The 19,665-nt window shown below is 64.1% G+C and carries 24 protein-coding genes and 1 pseudogene; 17 read left to right on the forward strand and 8 right to left on the reverse strand.

Annotated elements, in window-relative coordinates; genetic code table 11:
- Positions 1-13: 13 nt before the first annotated feature.
- Positions 14-295 carry a DUF1876 domain-containing protein gene (locus AC3WTE_RS11740; RefSeq protein ID WP_492437624.1) on the reverse strand — a complete coding sequence of 94 codons (282 nt, stop codon included), beginning with the start codon at positions 293-295 and terminating at the stop codon, positions 14-16.
- A 69-nt stretch (positions 296-364) separates the two neighbouring features.
- On the reverse strand, positions 365-796 hold the full coding sequence (locus tag AC3WTE_RS11745) for an Hsp20/alpha crystallin family protein (protein ID WP_492437625.1): 432 nt from the start codon (positions 794-796) through the stop codon (positions 365-367).
- A 171-nt stretch (positions 797-967) separates the two neighbouring features.
- Between AC3WTE_RS11745 and AC3WTE_RS11750 the strand changes: the two genes are divergently transcribed.
- From AC3WTE_RS11750 to AC3WTE_RS11795, 10 genes are all read left to right on the forward strand, one after another.
- On the forward strand, positions 968-1,639 hold the full coding sequence (locus AC3WTE_RS11750; protein ID WP_492437626.1) for an SRPBCC family protein: 672 nt from the start codon (positions 968-970) through the stop codon (positions 1,637-1,639).
- A gap of 57 nt (positions 1,640-1,696) precedes the next feature.
- Positions 1,697-1,840: a PEP/pyruvate-binding domain-containing protein gene (locus AC3WTE_RS11755; protein WP_492437627.1), complete on the forward strand. Its 144-nt coding sequence runs from the start codon at positions 1,697-1,699 to the stop codon at positions 1,838-1,840.
- A 148-nt stretch (positions 1,841-1,988) separates the two neighbouring features.
- Positions 1,989-2,243, forward strand: a complete 255-nt coding sequence (locus tag AC3WTE_RS11760) for a hypothetical protein (protein WP_492437628.1) — start codon at positions 1,989-1,991, stop codon at positions 2,241-2,243.
- Between the two features lie 8 nt (positions 2,244-2,251).
- The gene (gene acsA, locus AC3WTE_RS11765; RefSeq protein WP_492437629.1) at positions 2,252-4,048 is read left to right on the forward strand and encodes an acetate--CoA ligase; all 1,797 of its coding nucleotides are present in this window, start codon (positions 2,252-2,254) and stop codon (positions 4,046-4,048) included.
- Complete coding sequence (gene pdhA / locus AC3WTE_RS11770) at positions 4,045-5,028, forward strand: pyruvate dehydrogenase (acetyl-transferring) E1 component subunit alpha (RefSeq protein WP_492437630.1); 984 nt, start codon at positions 4,045-4,047, stop codon at positions 5,026-5,028. Before acsA ends, pdhA begins: the two co-directional genes overlap by 4 nt.
- Complete coding sequence (locus AC3WTE_RS11775; RefSeq protein ID WP_492437631.1) at positions 5,025-6,002, forward strand: alpha-ketoacid dehydrogenase subunit beta; 978 nt, start codon at positions 5,025-5,027, stop codon at positions 6,000-6,002. The genes pdhA and AC3WTE_RS11775 overlap by 4 nt, the downstream gene beginning before the upstream one ends.
- The gene (locus tag AC3WTE_RS11780) at positions 5,999-7,180 is read left to right on the forward strand and encodes a dihydrolipoamide acetyltransferase family protein (RefSeq protein ID WP_492437632.1); all 1,182 of its coding nucleotides are present in this window, start codon (positions 5,999-6,001) and stop codon (positions 7,178-7,180) included. The genes AC3WTE_RS11775 and AC3WTE_RS11780 overlap by 4 nt, the downstream gene beginning before the upstream one ends.
- Before the next feature lie 7 nt (positions 7,181-7,187).
- Complete coding sequence (locus AC3WTE_RS11785) at positions 7,188-7,448, forward strand: acyl carrier protein (RefSeq protein ID WP_492437633.1); 261 nt, start codon at positions 7,188-7,190, stop codon at positions 7,446-7,448.
- A gap of 305 nt (positions 7,449-7,753) precedes the next feature.
- A complete protein-coding gene (locus AC3WTE_RS11790; RefSeq protein WP_492437634.1) occupies positions 7,754-8,617 on the forward strand; it encodes a cyclopropane mycolic acid synthase family methyltransferase in 864 nt (287 codons plus the stop codon).
- An 89-nt stretch (positions 8,618-8,706) separates the two neighbouring features.
- Positions 8,707-9,567, forward strand: coding sequence for a cyclopropane mycolic acid synthase family methyltransferase (locus AC3WTE_RS11795; RefSeq protein ID WP_492437635.1), 861 nt, complete (start codon positions 8,707-8,709; stop codon positions 9,565-9,567).
- A gap of 56 nt (positions 9,568-9,623) precedes the next feature.
- Here AC3WTE_RS11795 and AC3WTE_RS11800 read toward each other — a convergent pair whose 3' ends face one another.
- The 4 genes and pseudogenes from AC3WTE_RS11800 to AC3WTE_RS11815 form a co-directional block, all read right to left on the reverse strand.
- On the reverse strand, positions 9,624-10,796 hold the full coding sequence (locus AC3WTE_RS11800; protein ID WP_492437636.1) for a geranylgeranyl reductase family protein: 1,173 nt from the start codon (positions 10,794-10,796) through the stop codon (positions 9,624-9,626).
- A gap of 34 nt (positions 10,797-10,830) precedes the next feature.
- Entirely contained in the window at positions 10,831-11,430 is a 600-nt protein-coding gene (locus AC3WTE_RS11805; protein WP_492437637.1) for a fasciclin domain-containing protein, read from the reverse strand.
- A gap of 138 nt (positions 11,431-11,568) precedes the next feature.
- Positions 11,569-11,853, reverse strand: a complete 285-nt coding sequence (locus AC3WTE_RS11810) for a hypothetical protein (protein WP_492437734.1) — start codon at positions 11,851-11,853, stop codon at positions 11,569-11,571.
- Positions 11,833-12,060: pseudogene (locus AC3WTE_RS11815) on the reverse strand (cytochrome c biogenesis protein DipZ); the annotation flags it as partial. The gene AC3WTE_RS11810 and the pseudogene AC3WTE_RS11815, both read right to left, overlap by 21 nt.
- Before the next feature lie 158 nt (positions 12,061-12,218).
- On the opposite strand from AC3WTE_RS11815, the gene AC3WTE_RS11820 reads away from it, so the two are divergent.
- Complete coding sequence (locus AC3WTE_RS11820; RefSeq protein ID WP_492437638.1) at positions 12,219-12,884, forward strand: fasciclin domain-containing protein; 666 nt, start codon at positions 12,219-12,221, stop codon at positions 12,882-12,884.
- A gap of 229 nt (positions 12,885-13,113) precedes the next feature.
- Here the strand turns inward: AC3WTE_RS11820 and AC3WTE_RS11825 are convergent, their stop codons facing one another.
- The gene (locus AC3WTE_RS11825) at positions 13,114-14,241 is read right to left on the reverse strand and encodes a site-2 protease family protein (RefSeq protein ID WP_492437639.1); all 1,128 of its coding nucleotides are present in this window, start codon (positions 14,239-14,241) and stop codon (positions 13,114-13,116) included.
- A 217-nt stretch (positions 14,242-14,458) separates the two neighbouring features.
- On the opposite strand from AC3WTE_RS11825, the gene AC3WTE_RS11830 reads away from it, so the two are divergent.
- From AC3WTE_RS11830 to AC3WTE_RS11855, 6 genes are all read left to right on the forward strand, one after another.
- Complete coding sequence (locus AC3WTE_RS11830; RefSeq protein ID WP_492437640.1) at positions 14,459-15,790, forward strand: phosphoribosyltransferase family protein; 1,332 nt, start codon at positions 14,459-14,461, stop codon at positions 15,788-15,790.
- Between the two features lie 26 nt (positions 15,791-15,816).
- Entirely contained in the window at positions 15,817-16,524 is a 708-nt protein-coding gene (locus AC3WTE_RS11835; protein WP_492437641.1) for a DUF998 domain-containing protein, read from the forward strand.
- A gap of 117 nt (positions 16,525-16,641) precedes the next feature.
- On the forward strand, positions 16,642-17,490 hold the full coding sequence (locus AC3WTE_RS11840; protein WP_492437642.1) for a slipin family protein: 849 nt from the start codon (positions 16,642-16,644) through the stop codon (positions 17,488-17,490).
- 7 nt (positions 17,491-17,497) lie between these two features.
- Entirely contained in the window at positions 17,498-17,980 is a 483-nt protein-coding gene (locus tag AC3WTE_RS11845) for a hypothetical protein (RefSeq protein WP_492437643.1), read from the forward strand.
- Positions 17,981-18,127: 147 nt separating this feature from the next.
- The gene (locus AC3WTE_RS11850) at positions 18,128-18,331 is read left to right on the forward strand and encodes an ANTAR domain-containing protein (protein ID WP_492437736.1); all 204 of its coding nucleotides are present in this window, start codon (positions 18,128-18,130) and stop codon (positions 18,329-18,331) included.
- A 189-nt stretch (positions 18,332-18,520) separates the two neighbouring features.
- The gene (locus AC3WTE_RS11855) at positions 18,521-18,715 is read left to right on the forward strand and encodes a hypothetical protein (protein WP_492437644.1); all 195 of its coding nucleotides are present in this window, start codon (positions 18,521-18,523) and stop codon (positions 18,713-18,715) included.
- A 16-nt stretch (positions 18,716-18,731) separates the two neighbouring features.
- On the opposite strand, the gene AC3WTE_RS11860 is transcribed toward AC3WTE_RS11855, so the two are convergent.
- On the reverse strand, positions 18,732-19,637 hold the full coding sequence (locus tag AC3WTE_RS11860; RefSeq protein ID WP_492437645.1) for a hypothetical protein: 906 nt from the start codon (positions 19,635-19,637) through the stop codon (positions 18,732-18,734).
- Positions 19,638-19,665 lie beyond the last annotated feature (28 nt).

Genomic DNA, 19,665 nt, shown 5'->3' on the forward strand with positions numbered 1-19,665 from the left:
CAGTCCGGAGTCATCAGTGCAGCGAAGTGACGGGCTGGCAGGTGCTGGCTTCGATGTCGTGGCTGGTCGCGACAAGCAACTGATCGGCCAGGTCGCGAAGTGCACGAGCGACAGCGAGCTCGTCGCCGATGTCGCTGATGTCTCGGTCAGCCGGATTGCAGCGCGCCGCACCGAAACCCACCGATTCTTTGTCGCTCCAGTACAAACGTGCCTTGGCGCGGGTGTGGCCATCGCGTTCGTCGATGGAGACGTACACGGTCCATCGCTTAAGCGTTCTGGGTCGACCGACATCCATGTGAGCGCTCCTCCCGCATTCAGGTGCCCGTGGTCCCGGATCGTCGTTGACCCGGGACCACGGCACAGGTCACTTGGCAGACTCGATCGCCACGTGCTTCTCAGCCGGCGTGACCTCGCTGACCGGCACCGTGACAGTGAGAATGCCCTTGTCGTATGCGGCTTTGATGCTGTCTTCGTCGGCGCCGGGCGGCAGCGTCACCGACCGCACGAACGAGCCGTAACTGAACTCGGAGCGGCCGTTCGATTCTTTCTTCTCGCTGCGTTCGGCCTTGATGGTCAAGACGCCGTCGCGCACGGTGATATCGACGTCCTTTTCGGCATCGATGCCCGGCAGTTCAGCGCGAACCTGATAGCTGCCCTCTGTCATCTCGTCCTCGACCCGGATGATGTGGTTGTCGAAGACGGGGTGCATGCTCGGCCAGGCCGGCAGGCCGGCAAACAGTTCGGTGAAGTCCGGCCAGAACGATCGCGGCCGGTGTTGGACGGGCAGTTTCGACATGGCGCCTCCTTGGATGCGGTTGATGGTTTCCGTCGAGATCCGACCACCGCCGCGCAGCTTCGCGGTAGGGACCGAAGGCCCAGCTCTGTGTGCCGTTCGTCGACGGTCGGTCGTCAACTAAGGGACGCAAGGCCCTAGTTGGGTGGGGCGATCCGAGAGCAGGGTCATCGCATGACGAGGACGCATGTGACGCAAGCTGTGGCCGTCTCGGCTCTGCTGTACGCCGCGCGGCGGTACTACCGCAATTGGGGCACGACCAAGCAGGAATGCCGACAGAAGCTTCCGGGTGATGAATTGGTTCGTGCCCCCGTGCTTCAGTCGACCGAGGGCGTGTGGATCGACGCACCGGTGGAAGCAGTCTGGCCCTGGCTCACACAACTCGGACAAGACCGCGCCGGCTTCTACACCTTCGAGACCATCGAAAGCCTGCTTGGGCTCGAATTCCACGTTGACAACACCATTCATCCGCAATGGCAGCGGCTCTCGCCGGGCGACCCGGTACGCCTAGCGCCGCCCGGCTGGCTCGGACGGAAGTACGGGCTCCTGCTCACGGTCTCGCGCATCGTCGAAAACCAGACGATCGTGCTCAGTGGAGCGCCTCCAGAATTCCCTTGGCACGCGGTCTGGTCATTCCACCTTGAGCCGCATTACGACGACCAATGCCGGCTGCTGGTGCGCACCCGGGCAGGATTGCGGCATCCGGGCCAGCTGTTCATCACCGAATTGGCCGGTCCAGCAGTCACTCTCACCGTGCGCGGGATGCTGTTGGGAATCAAGGACCGGGCGGAGACGGCGCAACGCGCCGCCGAGACGCCCCGCACGAGTACCGCACAACAGGCCTGATAAGGCCGCGCACCAGTCCCTTTCGTTGGATGAGAATGAAGGTCGAAGACATCAGCCATGTCTACTCCTACCTATGTCCACAACCTCTCCGCACTGCGGTTGGCCGATGCGGAGGAAGTCGGCGGCAAGGCCGCGAACCTCGGCGAACTTCTCGCTGCCAATCTGCCGGTGCCGCCCGGCTTCGCGGTCACGCCGGGGTGATGAGCACCGCATCCACCGCCGGGCTGCCCGCTTCAGTCATCCCGGGCGGCTGTGATTTCCCACCGCGCAGCATTGATGACCTTGGTCACTATCGCTGCCCGGGCGCGCGCCAAAAGAATGAATGTGTCGTGCGATCGAAAGGAAGCCGATGTCACGCACCGATGAATTCGAACTGACCAGCGACCTACTCGACGCCATCGCCTGGAAGTTTCTGGGTTCCGAGTTCACCGGACGGCGCTACGTCGGGTGGCCGATCGAACAACGTCTCGACCGATACCTCATCCATCAAGGGCTGCCCGGCTTGGTTGACGACGGATCGGTCTTCAACGCGCTGCTGAACCGCGTCATGACCAACATCGGCCCGGCTTTCCGCAGCGGCGTCCTTGCGGTGTCGGCAGGCTAGGACTTCCCGTGGCCGTCATCCACAAGACCGCTCGCGACTGTCGCGTCCCGCCCAATCTGCGGGACTACGAGCAGACTCGCCGCGATTTCTCCTGGGCCGATGTACCCAACCTGTGCGAAGGCATGGGGCCGGGAGGCTGCAACATCGCCTATGCGGCGCTCGACCGGCACGCCGAGGGACCGGCGGCAACACGGACCGCGCTCCGGTTCGTTTCGGCCGCAGACTGGGATCATTCGTTGGTCAGTCGCAATCTGAGCTACCGCGAGCTGGGCCAGCTCGCGCGACGATTCACCAACGTTCTGCGCGCACTGGGCGTCGGCAAAGGCGGCCGGGTTTTCACCTTGATGAGCCGATGCCCGGAGCTCTACATCTCCGTCTTGGGCGCCTTGCGCAACGGCTGCGTGGTGAGCCCGCTGTTCTCCGCGTTCGGACCAGAACCCCTCTCCACCCGGATCAACCTCGGCGCGGCCGACGTGCTCGTCACCACGGCGCCCATCTATCACCGCAGAATCGCCGCGATTCGTGACCAGCTCCCGTCGGTGCGGCACATCATCATCGTGGACATCAACCACGACACCGAAATCCCAGGGACCCTGGACTTCTGGAGCCGGATGGCTGATGTCGACGACGATGCACCGGTCTGCCCCACCACCGCAGACGATCCAGCGCTGCTGCACTTCACCAGCGGCACCACCGGAACCCCCAAGGGGGCGATCCATGTTCACGGTGCGGTCGCCATGCACTTCGTCACCGGGCTCTACGCGCTCGATCTGCACCCCGACGACGTGTTCTGGTGCACCGCCGATCCGGGCTGGGTCACCGGTATGTCCTATGGCGTGATCGCACCGCTGCTGCACGGGGTCACGTCGATCGTCGACCAGGCTGAGTTCGATGCCGAGCGTTGGTACCGCGTCCTGCACGACGACGACGTGACGGTCTGGTACACCGCTCCCACTGCAATACGCATGCTGATCAAGGCCGGACCAGAACTCGCCGCCCAATACCGATTTCCGCGCCTGCGGTTCATCGCCAGCGTCGGCGAGCCGCTGAATCCCGAAGCCGTGTGGTGGGCAAAACGCGTGCTGGGTCTACCGATCCACGACAATTGGTGGCAGACCGAGACCGGCGGCATCATGATCGCGAACACGCCGGCATTCGACATCAAGCCCGGATCGATGGGCCGCCCTCTGCCGGGAGTGGACGCGTATCTGGTGCACCGGGGCGACGACGACACTATTTCGGTCATCGATGCTCCGGACACCGAAGGCGAGCTGGCCCTGCGCCCCGGCTGGCCGTCGATGTTCCGCGGCTACCTGCATGAGGAAGCGCGATACCGATCGTGTTTCGCCGGTGGCTTCTACCTCACCGGTGATCTGGCGAAGCGCGACTCCGACGGGTACTACTGGTTCGTCGGGCGCGCCGACGACGTGATCAAGTCCGCGGGCCATCTCATCGGCCCGTTCGAAGTCGAAAGCGTGCTGACCGACCACGAAGCCGTCGCCGAGGCTGCGGTGATCGGTAAACCAGATCCAACCGTCGGAGAAGTGGTGAAGGCGTTCGTGACGCTGAAAGACGGCGTCGCAGGCGGCGAGGCGCTGCAACGGGAGCTGCTCGGATACGCCCGCAAGCGTCTCGGCGCCGCCGTGGCGCCCAAGGAAATTGAATTCGTCGACGCACTGCCCCACACCCGCAGCGGCAAGATCATGCGGCGTCTGCTCAAGGCGCGCGAATTGGGGCTCCCGGAGGGCGACACGTCGGCCGTCGAGGATCCGCACAATCAGCCGCACCACGAGGTGCGACAGTGACGCCGCCTCCCCTCAGCCACGAGCTCGCACTGGGGCTCCTTTCGGACATGGTCCGCGTACGCCGCATGGAGGAACGTTGCGCGGAACTGTACGGGGAGTCCAAGATTCGCGGTTTCCTGCACCTGTATGTCGGACAGGAGGCCGTCGCGGCCGGGTCGCTTCGTGCGCTGGGGCCTGGCGACGCGGTAGTGGCCACCTATCGCGAACATGCCCACGCGCTCCTGCGAGGCATCCCGATGACGGCGATCATGGCCGAGATGTTCGGCAAGCGCGAAGGCTGCTCGCGCGGGCGCGGTGGGTCGATGCACCTCTTCGACGCCGCCACGCGCTTCTACGGCGGCAACGCCATCGTCGCGGCCGGCCTGCCGCTCGCGGTGGGTCTGGCGCTGGCAGATGCCATGCAACATCAAAAACACGTCACCGCTTGCTATTTCGGCGACGGCGCGGTAGCAGAGGGTGCCTTCCATGAATCGTTGAACATGGCCGCATTGTGGCGATTGCCGGTCTTGTTCTGTTGCGAGAACAACCTTTACGCGATGGGCACGGCGTTGTCCCGGGCACAGTCGCAGACCGATCTCACAGCCAAGGCGGCCTCGTATCGGGTGCCGACACTGGCTGTCGACGGAATGGACGTCACCGCATGCCATGCCGCCGCCCGCGACGCCACAGCCCACATCCGTACCGAAGGCGGCCCCTTCTTCCTCGAGTTTCGCACGTACCGGTTCCGCGCTCATTCGATGTTCGACCCAGAGCTGTATCGCGACAAGGCCGAGGTCGAACTTTGGCGCACCCGTGACCCGATAGCCCAGTTCACCGCTGAATCGCTGCAGGACGGCACACTCACCCAGGACGACGTCACCGCGGTCGAGGCAGCCGCCGAGCAGGAGATCGACGACGCCGTAGCGTTCGCCGAGGCCGGCACCTGGGAGGGTGTCGAGGACCTCGAACGCGACGTGCTGACTCCGGAATCGGCACGATGAAGACCGTATACCGCACCGCGGTGCACGATGCCCTTCGGGACGCCCTGCACAATGACCCCCGTGTCGTGTTGATGGGCGAAGACGTCGGCCGCTACGGCGGAACCTACGCGGCATCCAAGGGGCTGCTCGAGGAATTCGGTCCCGAACGCGTGCGTGATACCCCGTTGTCAGAATTGGGCTTCGTCGGGGTCGGTATCGGCGCGGCGCTGGGCGGTTTGCGTCCGATCGTCGAAGTCATGACGGTGAACTTCAGCTTGCTCGCCCTGGACCAGATCGTCAATACCGCTGCGGCACTGCGGCATATGTCCGGCGGCCAGTTCTCGGTCCCGCTGGTTGTCCGAATGGCCACCGGTGCCGGACGTCAACTCGCGGCGCAGCATTCGCACAGCCTGGAGTGCTGGTACGCCCATATTCCGGGCATCACGGTGCTCGCACCGGCGACCGTGTCCGATGCCTACGGCATGTTGAGCACGGCGCTGGCCGACCCGGACCCGGTGGTGATCTTCGAACACGTCCAGCTTTACAACAGTTCGGCCGAGGTCGATGGTTTGGGCCCGACCGATATCTCCCACGCCGCGATACGCCGCCCCGGATCTGACGTCACCGTGATCGCCTACGGCGGATCGCTGCCCAAGGCCCTCGATGCGGCCGACACACTGGCATTGGACGGTTTCAGTTGTGAGGTGATCGATCTGCGGGTCTTACGGCCGCTTGATACGGACACGATCATCGATTCCGTGCGCAAGACGCATCGCGCGGTGATCGTCGACGAGGCTTGGCGCAGCGGCAGTTTGGCGGCCGAGATCAGCGCACGCATCATGGAGAACGCCTTCTTCGACCTCGACGCACCAGCTGCGCGGGTCTGCAGTGCCGAAGTGCCCATTCCCTACGCAAAACATCTCGAGTACGCGACGCTACCGCAGCCCGAATCTGTTGTCGCAGCGGTGAAAACCCTCTTCGGTGAACAACGATGATCGAGTTCAGCATGCCATCGCTGGGCTCCGATATGGACGAAGGCACGCTCGACGAATGGCTGATCAAACCGGGCGACAAGGTGACCCGCGGCCAGGTGGTGGCAATCGTGGAAACCTCCAAGGCCGCCGTGGAAATCGAGTGCTGGCATGAGGGCACGGTCGGAGAACTGTTGGTCCCCGTCGGCCGCACCGTCCATGTCGGTACGCCGTTGGCGACACTGCTGGCGCCCGGTGAGTCGGCCGGCACGGCACCGCGACCACCGTCACCAATACCAACCGGCGAAACGACGGCCGCCGGGCCGCCTCCGACGGCCGCCGTGCCGCCTCCGACGGCCGCCGTACCCCAGCGGCGCCGGTGGGTGACTCCCGCGGCCCGTCGCCTCGCGGCGACGACAGGTGTCGACGTCGACACACTGACGGGAACAGGACCGCAGGGTTCGGTGACCATCGGCGACGTGGAGCGGGCGGCAGTGGTCGCGCAGCCTAAATCGAAGCCGGCCGGCGACCGTGCCGCCCAGATGCGGATGTCCATTGCCGCCGCGATGAGCCGGTCGAAGCGGGAAATTCCTCACTACTACCTCGCCCACGAGATCGTCATGGACGCGGCCCTCGCCTGGTTGACCGAACGCAACGCCGACAGGCCCATAACCGAACGCCTGCTGCCCGCGGTGCTGCAGTTGAAGGCGGTTGCCCTTGCCGCTGCGCGTTACCAGGATTTCAACGGCTTCTGGCGGGGCGATACGTTCGAACCTGCCCCCGGCGTCCACATCGGGGTGGCGATCTCGCTACGCAGTGGCGGCTTGGTCGCACCTGCTCTTCATGACGTCGGCGACAAGAAGCTCGACGACCTGATGAGCAACCTTACGGATCTGGTCGCCCGCGCCCGCGCCGGTTCGCTGCGCAGTTCGGAAATGTCTGACCCGACCATCACGGTCACCAACCTCGGCGAACGAGGTGTCGACACCGTCTTCGGCGTGATCTATCCACCGCAGGTGGCACTGATCGGGTTCGGCACGCCGGCACAGCGAGTTCGCGCCGTCGACGGTGGGATACGCATCGCCAACACGGTGCATGCCTCACTCGCGGCCGACCACCGGGCGAGCGACGGACACCGCGGCGCGCTGTTCCTCAGCACGATCAACGACCTGCTGCAACGCCCTGACCTCCTGGACAAGTGAGACAGCCATGAGCGACAACGACATTCGCGATGAAGTTCTATCGATCCTGACAACCATCGCTCCCGAGGTCGACCCGCGCGATATCCGGGACGAGCAGCCCCTTCGGGACCAGGTGGATCTCGACTCGATGGATTGGCTGAACTTTCTGGTCGGCATCCACAAGCGGCTCCGCGTCGATATCCCCGAAAAAGACTATTCGTCCCTGCGCACCCTGGACGACGTGGTGCGCTACATCAATCAGCATGCAGCGCAACATAAATTGACGTAGGCGACAGTGAAGACCGGCCTCCCCCATCGGGTCCGGTAGCTCGGGACCCGAGCAAACGCCTGGGGTCCGCGCCCCTGGTATCAACGCCCGTCGCGCTGCCACCAGACGCCTTCACCGAATGCGAAATCTCGGCGGCAGAAAGTTCGCTGGCGCAGCCATCCGGCTGGGGTCTGGCAACGAATACAGGTAGTCGGATGCGGTGAACCATGCCGCCTCGACGAACGTAATCAGAGCATTGGCCCGCGCACGGCAGGGTCCTGCACGCACCACCGGTGGGTCCTGGTGATCCGCCAGAAAGGAACGCCATGGCAAGTAAACTCACCCCGCATTTCGCGGACGTCCAGGCACACTACGACCTCTCCGACGACTTCTTCCGGCTATTCCTCGACCCCAGCCAGACCTACAGCTGCGCATACTTCCAACGCGAGGACATGACCCTCGAACAGGCCCAGATGGCCAAAATCGACCTGGCCCTCGGAAAACTCGGCCTGACGCCCGGCATGACCCTGCTCGACATCGGCTGCGGATGGGGCGCGGCCATGCACCGCGCGGTCCAAAACCACGACGTCAACGTCATCGGGCTGACACTGTCCAAGAACCAAGCCGCGCACGTCGAACACCTGCTCGACGACATGGACACCACGCGCTCCCGCCGCGTACTGCTACAGGGCTGGGAACAGTTCGACGAACCAGTCGACCGGATCGTGTCCATCGGAGCATTCGAACACTTCGGCCACGACCGCTACCCCGCATTCTTCCGCATGGCCTACGACGCCCTACCCCCCGACGGAGTCATGCTCCTACACACCATCTGCGGTATCGAACCAGGTCAAGCCGCGGCACTCGGCATACCGCTGACATTCGAATTGGCCAGGTTTGTGAAATTCATTCTCACCGAGATCTTCCCCGGCGGCCGGCTGCCGTCCATCTCGATGGTTCACGAGCACGCCGCTGCGGCGGGATTCCGGGTGACCAGGGTGCAGTCGCTGCAACCGCACTATGCGACAACCCTGGACCGGTGGGCCCAAGCGCTCGAAGCGCACCGCGACGAAGCCATCGCCATCCAATCGGTCGAGGTCTACGACCGCTACATGAAATACCTGACCGGCTGCGCCGACATGTTCCGGCTCAGACAAGTCGACGTCAACCAATTCACCCTGCACAAATAACAGACCGCCGCCGAACCGTCACCGATACGCCCGGCGTCCTTCTGCCGGGCTGAAAGGCAACATTGATGTCATCTGGTTCTCATGACGAAATGCGACCGCATTTCGAGGAAGTTCAAGCGCATTACGACCTGTCGGACGATTTCTTCGTCCTTTTTCAAGATCCGTCCAGGACCTACAGCTGCGCCTATTTCGAACCCGAAGCCCTGTCACTGGAGCAGGCGCAGATCGCGAAGATCGACCTCAACCTCGACAAGCTCGACCTCAAACCTGGAATGACGTTGTTGGACATCGGCTGCGGTTGGGGCGCCACTGCCAAACGTGCCGTCGAGAAGTACGACGTCAACGTCATCGGGCTCACGCTGTCGAAGAACCAGCAGGCTTTCACCCAGCAGCTTCTGGATGACATGGACACCGACCGGACTCACCGCGTGCTGCTGCAGGGGTGGGAGGAGTTCGACGAACCCGTGGACCGGATCGTGTCCATCGAAGCCTTCGAGCACTTCGGTTTCGACCGCTATCCGGATTTCTTCAAGAACTGCTTCGAAATCCTCCCCGAGGACGGCCGCATGACGATACAGAGCAGCGTCGGCTTCCATCCGTATCAGTTGAACGCGGAAGGTAGGAAAGTCACCTTCGAAACCGCGCGCTTCATCAAATTCATGGTCACCGAGATCTTCCCGGGCGGCCGAATTCCGACGACCGACATGATGATCGAGCACGGCGAAAGGGCCGGATTCGTTGTCCCCGAGGCAGTCTCGTTGCGACCGCACTACATCCGGACATTGAACATGTGGGGCGACGCGCTGGAGGCCAATCACGAGCGCGCCGTCGACATCCAATCGGAGGAGGTGTATCAGCGTTTCATGAAGTACCTGCGCGGGTGTGAGCGCTACTTCACCGAAGGACTGCTCGACGTCACCCTCGCCACGTACTGCAAGAAAACCAGCTAGGCCCGAACAGGCCCCGGGTGAGTCGCCACATCGGTCTCACCCGGGGCCGATTCACGCTAAGGAGTAGCCCACTTCTCCCAGAACAGGAGCCGCGCCCGTAGCGACGGGTTGCTCATGGCGTCGAGGGCACGGACACCCGCGTTGGCGATCGCCGGCATACCGACCAATTGGTGGAACCAGCGCCCGCGTCGGTATTCCGTCCCCCACGCCTCCTGTACCCGCTGGGTGTAGTTGGTGAAGTCGTCAGGACCGCCATTGATCAGCGCCGCCACAGCGCATTCTCCGGCGGCCAGACCGGACTGCAGGGCTTTGGATATGCCCGCGCCTGACGCAGGCCGGGCGGCGCCGAGCGCGTCGCCGGCGAACAGCACGCCTGGCCGCCAGGGTGGCCAGGCGGTAAAGCCCATGGGCAGCCGCCAGGCCTGCACCGCTTTCGTTTTCATCAATTCGCCGATCGTCGGCAGCTGCCAGTCCGCAGGTAGGCCGGCGAGGAACTCGCTGAGCAGCTGCGTCACGTTGATCTGCCGCCACTTGTTGTAGCTGTTGACGTACCCCAGTCCAACGTTGACGCGACCACCGCCCAGCGGGAACACCCAGCCGTAACCGGGCAATTGATCGCCACGGAATCTCAATTGCAGATGAACGTCGAGGGAATCGGCATCCGGGCGGTTGGCTGTCATTTCGGCGCGGATCGCGATGGCGGAGTAGCCGTTGTAACGCGAGGACAGATTCAGTGCCCGCTTGATCGGCGAATGGGCGCCGTCGGTGGCTATCACTGCATCAGCGAAAACCTTTGCGCCGCTTTTGAGAACCACGCCGCCGACCCGGCCCTGTTCGTCGATGATCGGTGTCGAGACCTCGGTGCCGCGGCGTACTTCGGCACCACACAACTCGGCGCGCTCGAGCAGCATGAGGTCCAGCTCCAGGCGCCGCGCGACGTACCCGTGATCAGGCATCCCCGGGCGGTTCGGGAACGCCAGATCCCATCGGCTCGGGCTGTAGACGGTGGCGCGGTTCACCCGGTGGAACTTGGCGACCTGCTCGGCCAATCCCATCTTCTGGATGAAGCTGACCGCCCGCGGAGTCAGGCCGTCGCCACACGGCTTGTCACGCGGAAACTGCGCCTTGTCGAACACCACTACCCGAGCACCGGCCTGCGCCGCCTGCCATGCGGCGGCGGCTCCGGCCGGGCCGCCGCCCACGATCACCACGTCGTACCGACTCGTCATTCGATGCTCGCTTCCACCGGCACCTCGGAAGCCATCAGGACTGAGCCGGCGGTGTGAGCACAGTGTCGATCATGTACACCGTGGCGTTGGCGGTTTGTACACCGCCACAGACGATTTGAGCGTTGTTCACCTTGATGGTATTGCCCATCGCTGTGACGGTCAGCGGCTGGCCCTGCACGGTCGGGTGGGTGCCGACGATGTCGCGCGGGCTGAGCCGTCCCGGAACAACGTGATAGGTGAGGATGTTGGTCAATGCGGCCGAATCGGTCTTGAGCCCATCGACCGTGCTCGGTGGCAGCTTGGCGAAGGCATCGTCGACAGGCGCGAAAACGGTGAACTCGCCACTATTGAGAGTGCCGACCAGATTGACGTTCGGGTTCAGCTTGCCGGAAACGGCGGCCGTGAGCGTGGTCAGGATTGGGTTGTTCGATGCCGCCACGGCGACGGGATCTGCGGCCATGCCTGCCACTGAGCCGGGCCCGGTCGGCACTTGCCTGGCGTAGCCGGCGCAGCCCGGACCCACCAACGAATCCATGGGCTCGGCATTCGCCGTCGCCGCCGACAGCGGCCCGATGCCGGCGGCGATGGCGGCCGCCGAGACCACGGTTGTCAGTCGCTGCAAGGTGCTGTTCATTGGTGCAAACCCTCCGTTGTAGTGCGATGCCCGACGGATGTCAGGTGGTGACGTCCAGGTATTCGGAACCCAGACCTGTTCGGATAGGCGAGAAGGGAAAATCCGGTGGTCTGCTCCCCCGATGTCAGGTGTCACCGGTCAGCCATACGCGAACGAATACACTTGCAGCCCTTGGCTCGGCCGCACTTCCAGCTGCCCTGGTTCTGTCCGGTCGGCGGCTGCGAGCCGATAGGTGTTGGGCGGGCCGTCGACCAGCACCGTGGTCTGCGCCCCATCATGATCGACGGTGAGTGTGCCCTTTCCTCCGGCGACGATGTACACCGATTTGGCGTGGTACCGCAGTCGTATCGATGACGTCTCACTGCGAGCCGTCGCCCCCTGATAGTCCAGCAGCCGGCCGCTCAGGCCGGTCACCCGAATCACGTTGGCAGGCAGGGAAAGCAGCCGTAGCAGCAGCGAACCCAGCAGTGTGCTGACGCTGAAGCTCACCACCAGACCCGCGACCACCAGCAGGGGACGTCGAGCACCCGCGGATCCCGACACAAAGATCACTGGCAGCACAGGCACGATGCACGGCGAGATACCGGTGATGAGCCCGCCGAGGACACCGATCAATATCACAGAGACCATGGCTGTGGTTCGCTACCAGGCGACCACCGGATGGGCACGCGAAAGTGCCCAACGATATGGCAATTTCAGCATCGGCCCATCCGCGACGGCCTCGGCTGCGAATCAATCACTGCACACCAATGACGGCGACACCGGTCGCCCAGACGAAGGAGTGATGGATGCACCACACGTATCACCCGAGGGCCGCCGCGGCCGGCATGTCGGTTCTCGCCGTGTTGGCCTTGACGGCGTGCTCCAACGACAGCACGCGTGAATCGACCGCAGCATCGACAACCAGCAGCGCCGCGTCCACGGCCGGTGCCGCGGCGACCGCGGAGCCTGCTGGCGCTGCCTCCGGTTTGGTGGGCACGGGATGCCAGGCGTATGCACAACAGGTTCCGACCGGGCCGGGTTCGGTGGCCGGCATGGCCGCAGACCCCGTGGCCGTGGCCGCTTCGAACAACCCGATGCTGACCACGCTGACAGCGGCACTATCAGGCAAATTGAATCCGAACGTCAACCTGGTGGAGACCCTCAACGGCGGCCAATTCACGGTGTTCGCACCGACCGACGACGCGTTCAAAAAGCTGTCGCCGTCGACTCTCGATTCACTTAAAACCGACTCCGCCACACTGACCAAGATTCTCACCTATCACGTTGTGCAGGGCCAGCTCTCGCCCGACGCGGTCGCCGGCACGCACACCACGCTGCAGAGCGAGACGGTGAATGTGACAGGGTCCGGGGCCGACCTCAAAGTCGACAACGCCGCACTGGTATGTGGCGGAGTCAAGACGGCCAACGCCACCGTCTACATGATCGACACGGTGCTCATGCCACCGAAATAGGGAGCGCGCTTCGTCGACGCAATGGGCGGGCCCGCGGCGGTCCATCGACGGCCGCGGCCCGTTCGAATAGTGCAAATCGGCTGGGCAGCAATCCTTTAGGAGATAGTTGATGAACAGGGTACGTAGCACCGTCCGGATCGTGGTGCATACGGCAGCCGTCAGCGCGCGCCTGACTCGCTGCGTCGCGATTCAGTTGATCGGCTACGCAAACCAAGCCGCCGCCGGTACGTCAGGCCTGTACGGCGAGGGCGCGGACGTCGACCAGCCGGACAATGTCCTCGGCAGTGACAATGCCGACGACCTGTCCCGCATCGACAACGAGTGCCCGGCTACCGCACTCGGTATCCAGCCGCCCGAGTAGGTCGGTGATCGATTCGTGAATATTGGTGTCAGGTACCCGATCACGTGGTATCGCCGCTTCGCTGACCAACGTGCTGGCCCGCAATTCCGGTGCAATGCTCCGTAATTGCCTCAGCGTGATCAGGCCGGTGATGTTCCCGTTCCGGTCCTCGACCGGATACGCCGAATGCCGGTCGCCGAGGAGATAGCGCTGGATGAATTCGTCCACCGATATCCAACCGGGGGCCGTGTGTGGATGTGCGGTCATGACGTCAGCGACAGATAGTCCGGCGACTGCCCGACGGGTCCACCGTGTCATCTGTTCTGCCCGCGCGGCACTCAGCAGGAACCAGCCGATGAACACCGTCCAGATCCCGCCGACGGTGATGCCCATCAGGAATTCGAACAGTCCGACGCCGATGAGCAGGTAGGCCAGGATGCGCCCCGCCCGGAGCGCCTGCGTCGCGGCGCGCTCCGCATCGCCGTATCGCTTCCACAGGTAGGCACGAAGTATCCGCCCGCCGTCCAGCGGTGCGCCGGGCAGCAGATTGAACAGTCCGACCACGACGTTGACCGCGGCAAGCCACCAGATCACTGCGGCGACAATGTGTGCGCCTGCGATGCCGCGCAGGGCGGTTGCGACCGCTGCGAACAGCCCAGCCAGAATCAGACTTGTCACCGGGCCCGAAACGGCGATCCGGAATTCGGCTTTCGCGTCCGTCGCTTCGCTCTCGAGCTGCGCGATACCGCCGAACAACCACATTCTGATGCCCCGCACCTCGACGCCATACCGACGCGCTACGAACGCATGGGTCAATTCATGCGCAAACACTGACAGCACGAGCACCACAGCCCCGGACAGTCCGGCCAGCCAGTAGGTGCCGGCGGAGTGGCCAGGCGCCGTCGCGGGCAACGAATCAGCCAGGCTCCACCCGAACAACCAGAGTATGACGAGCACGCTCCAGTGCACACTCAGCGGAATCCCCGCCACTCGCCCCAGAGGGATTCCAGGTTCCATCGTCAACTCCAATTGTTCTGCCCGACAACGGCTTCGTGGCGCGCGTCCGGCTCTCAGCGCATATTTCAGCCCACCATGGGGACTCCTCGGACGGTAGGGACCGAAGTAACGAATCTGGTAGGGCTTATGTCCGGCGTCTCCGAACAGGACTCTGGTCGGCAGGTTCAGGGACCAAATGCCATAGCAGCGGGCCCTGCTCAGGATCATGCTCACGGGCATGACGCTGTTTGTTGATCGCTCAGATGCTGGACGTCAGTTGGCGCAGCGACTGGGATACCTGCACGGCCAGGACATTGTGGTCCTCGGTCTGCCACGCGGCGGAGTACCGGTCGCCTTCGAGGTGGCCCAAGCGCTGACGGCCCCATTGGATGTTCTGGTAATTCGCAAGCTCAGCGTGCCCTTCCGACCCGAGTTGGCCTTCGGCGCCATCGGCGAGGACACACCGCGGGTGGTCAACGAGCCGATCGTGCGCGCCGCCCGTCTCAGCGCCCACGATGTGGACGAAATCGAACGCAAAGAACGCGTCGAGCTACGGCGCCAACTCGACCGGTTTCGCCATGGGCGGGAACGGATTCCGTTGGCCGGCCGGATCGCGGTGATCGTCGACGACGGCATCGAGACGGGAACGACGGCCATAGCAGCCTGCCAAGTCGCGCGGGCACAGGGCGCGCGCAAGGTGGTGCTGGCTGTCCCCGTCGGGCCGCCGGATCTGCCCGCGACCATGGACGGATATGCCGACGAGGTGGTCTGTCTCGAAGCGCCCGCGGTTTTCCGCGCGGTACGGCAGGCCTACGAAGCGTTCTCGCCGACGTCGGATGACGAGGTGCTCAGGCTGTACTCCCGGGCCGGGGCGAGCTACCGAGATGCGGCGACGAGTGCGCGCGCGCCCCGTCGCATGTTGCGCGATGCAGAAATCAGCGTCGACGCCGGCTCGGTCCAGCTCGCGGGACGCCTGACGATTCCCGACCGTGCGCAAGGAATCGTGGTGTTCGCCCACGGGAGCGGAAGCTCACGGCACAGCCCCCGCAATCGCTTCGTCGCGTCTGTGCTCAATGACGCCGGCCTGGCTACCCTGCTGCTCGACTTGCTGACCCCCGCAGAAGAACGCAACCGCGCCAATGTCTTCGATATCGGGTTACTCGCTGCACGTCTGGTGGAAGTCGGCGCATGGCTTACCCGACAAGTTGATACGGCGGCACTGCCGATCGGTTACTTCGGCGCGAGTACCGGCGCGGGAGCCGCCCTCCGTGCTGCCGCAGACCCAAGAGTCAAGATCGACGCGGTCGTTTCCCGCGGTGGCCGGCCTGATCTCGCGGGCTCGGCACTGGCAGACGTTCGAGCTCCGACGCTGTTGATCGTCGGTGGGCGCGACGACATCGTCCTGGAACTCAATCGACAGGCCCAGGCGGCGATGCGCACCGCATGCCGGCTGGTCGTCGTTCCCGGCGCAACGCATCTTTTCGAAGAACCAGGCACTCTTGAGCAGGTCGCGGAACTGGCATGCCACTGGTTCGTCGAACACCTCAGTGCCGTCGCGGCCAGCCCGTAACTGATCGGACGACGGAGTCCGGCCCGATGGTTTCCACCAGCGAGTTCCGGCCAGCACCCCAGCCGTGGTTGTTGGTCGTGCTCGCCGGACTCATCGGCTACTGCGTTTTCCCGCTGCAATGGGTGATCGGATCACCTCTGAGCCCCACGCGGTCGTACATCAGCGAACTGTCGGTCGCCGGCCAACCCGCATATCAGGCCTTCAGAATCGGCGACCTCCTGGCCGGAGTCGGTCTGACCGTACTCGCGGGAATCCTGCTGCTCTGGCGTCCGTCACCCCCGATGCGACTCGGGAGCGCGGCCCTGACAATAGCTGCCGCCACCTCGATCATCGATGCCCTGTCACCCATGGCGTGCACCCCGTCGACGGATAACCAGTGCTGGGATGGCGATCATGCCGCCGTGCTCGCCCAGTTGTCGCAGTTGCACACCGCCTCCGGGGTGATCGGATTCGCCGCCATGGTCGTCGCGATGGCGGCCTTTGGCACCGCATTGCGCCGGCAACCAGAGACGCGCCACCTCGGGTCCACCGGGTTCGTCGTGGCGGCCGTCAGTGCGATGCTCGGCTGTGTGCAGATCGGCACGGCCCTGGCCGGTTCTGACTGGACGGGACTGTTTGAGCGCATACAGGTGTTGACGATGACCGCATATCTGTCTGCGTTGACCATTGTCGTCGCCCGTTCCGCCGGCGGGCGTCGCAACCGGCTGCGCCCAGCTGAAAGTCGGGCCAATTGACCAAGAGATTGCAGCTCAGGCACAAAGGCCCTGTCCGGCAGCCTCCGCACAAAGCGATGCTGGTCATAGCGGCCCACGGCGACAAGGCGGTGGTCCAGCTCGCCCCCTGGAGGAGTCATGAGCGGAACCGGCGTACTGGTAGCAGCTGTCGTGGCTGTCGGCGCGGTGTTGCTGGCGTTCTCGATCCGCGTCGTCAAGCAGTACGAACGAGGAGTGCATTTCCGCTTCGGCCGCATCATCGGCGTGCGGAACCCCGGGCTCCGGCTGATCATTCCTGCGGTCGACCGCTTGCTGGCGGTGTCGTTGCGAATCGTGACGATGCCCATCCAGTCGCAGGGCATCATCACGCGGGATAACGTCAGTGTCGACATCGCCGCTGTCGCGTACTTCCGCGTCGTCGATGCGCGAAAGTCAGTCATGGCTATCGAAGACGTGGCCGTTGCCATCAATCAGATCGCACAGACCACGCTGCGCAACGTCGTCGGCCAGCATTCTCTTGATGATGTACTGGCGAACACCAGCGAGATCAACGCCAGCATCCGCCAGATTCTCGACACGAACACCCTCGAATGGGGCGTGGAAGTGACTTTGGTTGAACTCAAGGACATTCAACTGCCGGATGGTATGAAACGAGCGATGGCGCGGGAGGCCGAGGCCGAGCGCGAGAAGCGCGCCAAAATCATTGCGGCAGAAGGTGAGGCCAGAGCGGCGGCGGCTCTCGGCCAGGCATCCGACACCATGATGGCGCATCCGCTCGCACTGCAGCTGCGCAATCTCCAGACGCTGGCTGAACTCGGTGTGGAAAAGAACACCACCGTCGTGTTTCCCGCGCCCCTGATGAGCGCGATCGGCGAACTCGGCACATTCCTGGCCCGGGAGTCGGGCGCCGCGACCGCAATGAACGTGCCAGATGGGCAGAGCGCGTCCGCTCACCCACGTCCGGTGGCAGCAGCTGCCAATCGCTGAGACCGACGTGATCAGGCAACCGCCGCACGGCATCGGGCGGCGGCTGGCTGAGAATGAGGACATAAGGCCCTTTAACGAGCGGCTGCCGTTGCGGCACACTGCCGTGGTGAGACGGTTCGATGGCGACGGCCTCCGGGAGCCTGACCCGGCCAATGAGGGCAGGGCCGCGTTCGGTGCCGCGACCCATCTGATGATCACGGTGCCCGACACCGTTGACGCCGCCGAACTCGAAGGCGAGATCGTCACCGCGGTGGCCGACCGACTCAGGGACGATCAGGGCTACGAGTTATCGGCTGCGGGCTATGCCGATGCCCGGGAAACCGGCCACGAGTATCACTTACGCCCTGACGGCAGCATCCTCATCGCTTCAGTGCCGGGAACGCTAACGGTCAGCATGCACGGCGTCAGGGTTGACGCCAATGATCTCTTCACGGGTGTGAGCAGCGAGCTGGAGCAGCGCCACGAAGGCCTACGGGTGAACATCGGCTGACACGTCAATCTCCTACCTCGTGAGATCGGTTGTAGCGCCCAATTATTGGGCTGCCGACCCCTCGCCGGCCTGTTCATCACGCCCTCACCGATATTTACGCACGCACCAAATCCTCGTATGCGCACACCTTGAGCGAGGCTTTCGCAGCTGCACGCGGCCCTCAACAGTCAACTTGCGGTTGAACAGGCCAAAGGCATTGTGGCCGAACGCGCCGACGTGACCATCAACGAAGCCTTCGACATACTGCGCAACTACGCGCACCTGCACAACCGGAAGCTGGCCGAAGTGGCCGACGCGGTCGTCAGGAATGACCCGGCCGTCGCCGATCTCGCCAATCTGCCGGCCGACTAAAGAGCGAGGTCCTTCGACCCGGCACCGATGGGACTTATGGCCCTGCCTGCACCGCGTCAGACCTGGGCAGTATCGAAGCTGCGTGCGGCAGTGGGGCTCTGGGTGAAACCGAGAGTGGAGCCCCGTCCGTGAGAGCATCCAGCGCGACTGCGGCCGAACCGATCTCGACTCTCATCGAGGGAGCCAGCGATGACCGATCCAAGCGCGCAGGCGCTCGGCGCGCAGACCCAGGACGCCGGCGGTGGCGATGACGCGCCCTCGCCGGAGGAGCCGGGGGCGGCGCCCGGCCATGTCTTCTGGCCGACCTCGGAATTCGATGCACGCACCAAGCGCCGGTCATTCGTCACGGATCTTGCGTCGGCCAATCGGCGATACGGCAGGTAAAGGCGGATGAAGCCCGTCATGGGCTTTGGACGCTGGAGCGAATCGTGGTCGCCTTGTGGTCCGCGAACCTGGTGATAGCTTCTTGACCGGCTCCGAACAGGGCGGCCACGATGAACAGTCCCGCCAGTGTCGAGGAGTCCGCCTGCGCGGTCGGCCCGGTGATCGCCGCATCGACGACCAGGATGCCGACGACGGCTGACCACATTCCGATGACGCATTTCAGGATGGCCTGCGCGCGGGCGAGATCGAACGGATGGTCCGCCTCGGGGATCTGCGCCAATGAGGGCACCGCACTGAACAACGCGCCGATGCAACCGGAAAACATGACCAGGATCAAGGTGATGGTGGGTTCGGGTCTCCAGGCTTCGGCCGCTGGAGGCGGAATCAGAGGCGCGTTCATCACGAATCGTTGAAGCAGGACCAGCGCCGCCGCGAGAATCAGCAAAATTCCGGAGAGGCCGAATAGTTGGTTACGAAATCCCCGCATCTGCCGATGCTTTCCGTCGGATACTTCGTGGGCATGGCTCAGAACGTCGAAGGCCGCCCGCTGCAACGCCATCTCAGCGCTGGGTGTACCGGTGTCTTCCAATTCTCGAGCGAGGTTCTGGACCTTGGGATCCGCGTTGCCGAGCACCGCGTTGCCGACCACCAAGGCCGATTCGGCGTGCGAGCGCACACCGAGGTCGTCAACGATCAGCAGACCTTCTTCTGCCTGTCGTAGCAGCCGCCAACATTCCTCGATTTCGCTGCCGAGGAACCACAGCCGCAGCTTGTTGAGCACATTCCACCGTGGGCTTGTGCGCAGCACGACGTTCAAGTCGGCCAGCGGTTGGAACACCTGGCTCTGCATCAGAGCCAGCTGATCGGCCGACGGTTGTCGGCTCTGGTGAAGCCAGCGGGCTTGGGCTTCCAGCCGGGTCAAGCGTGCTTTGGCTTCCTCTCGCCACGCC

This window comes from Mycobacterium sp. FW102-FHT13B02, assembly GCF_058790275.1.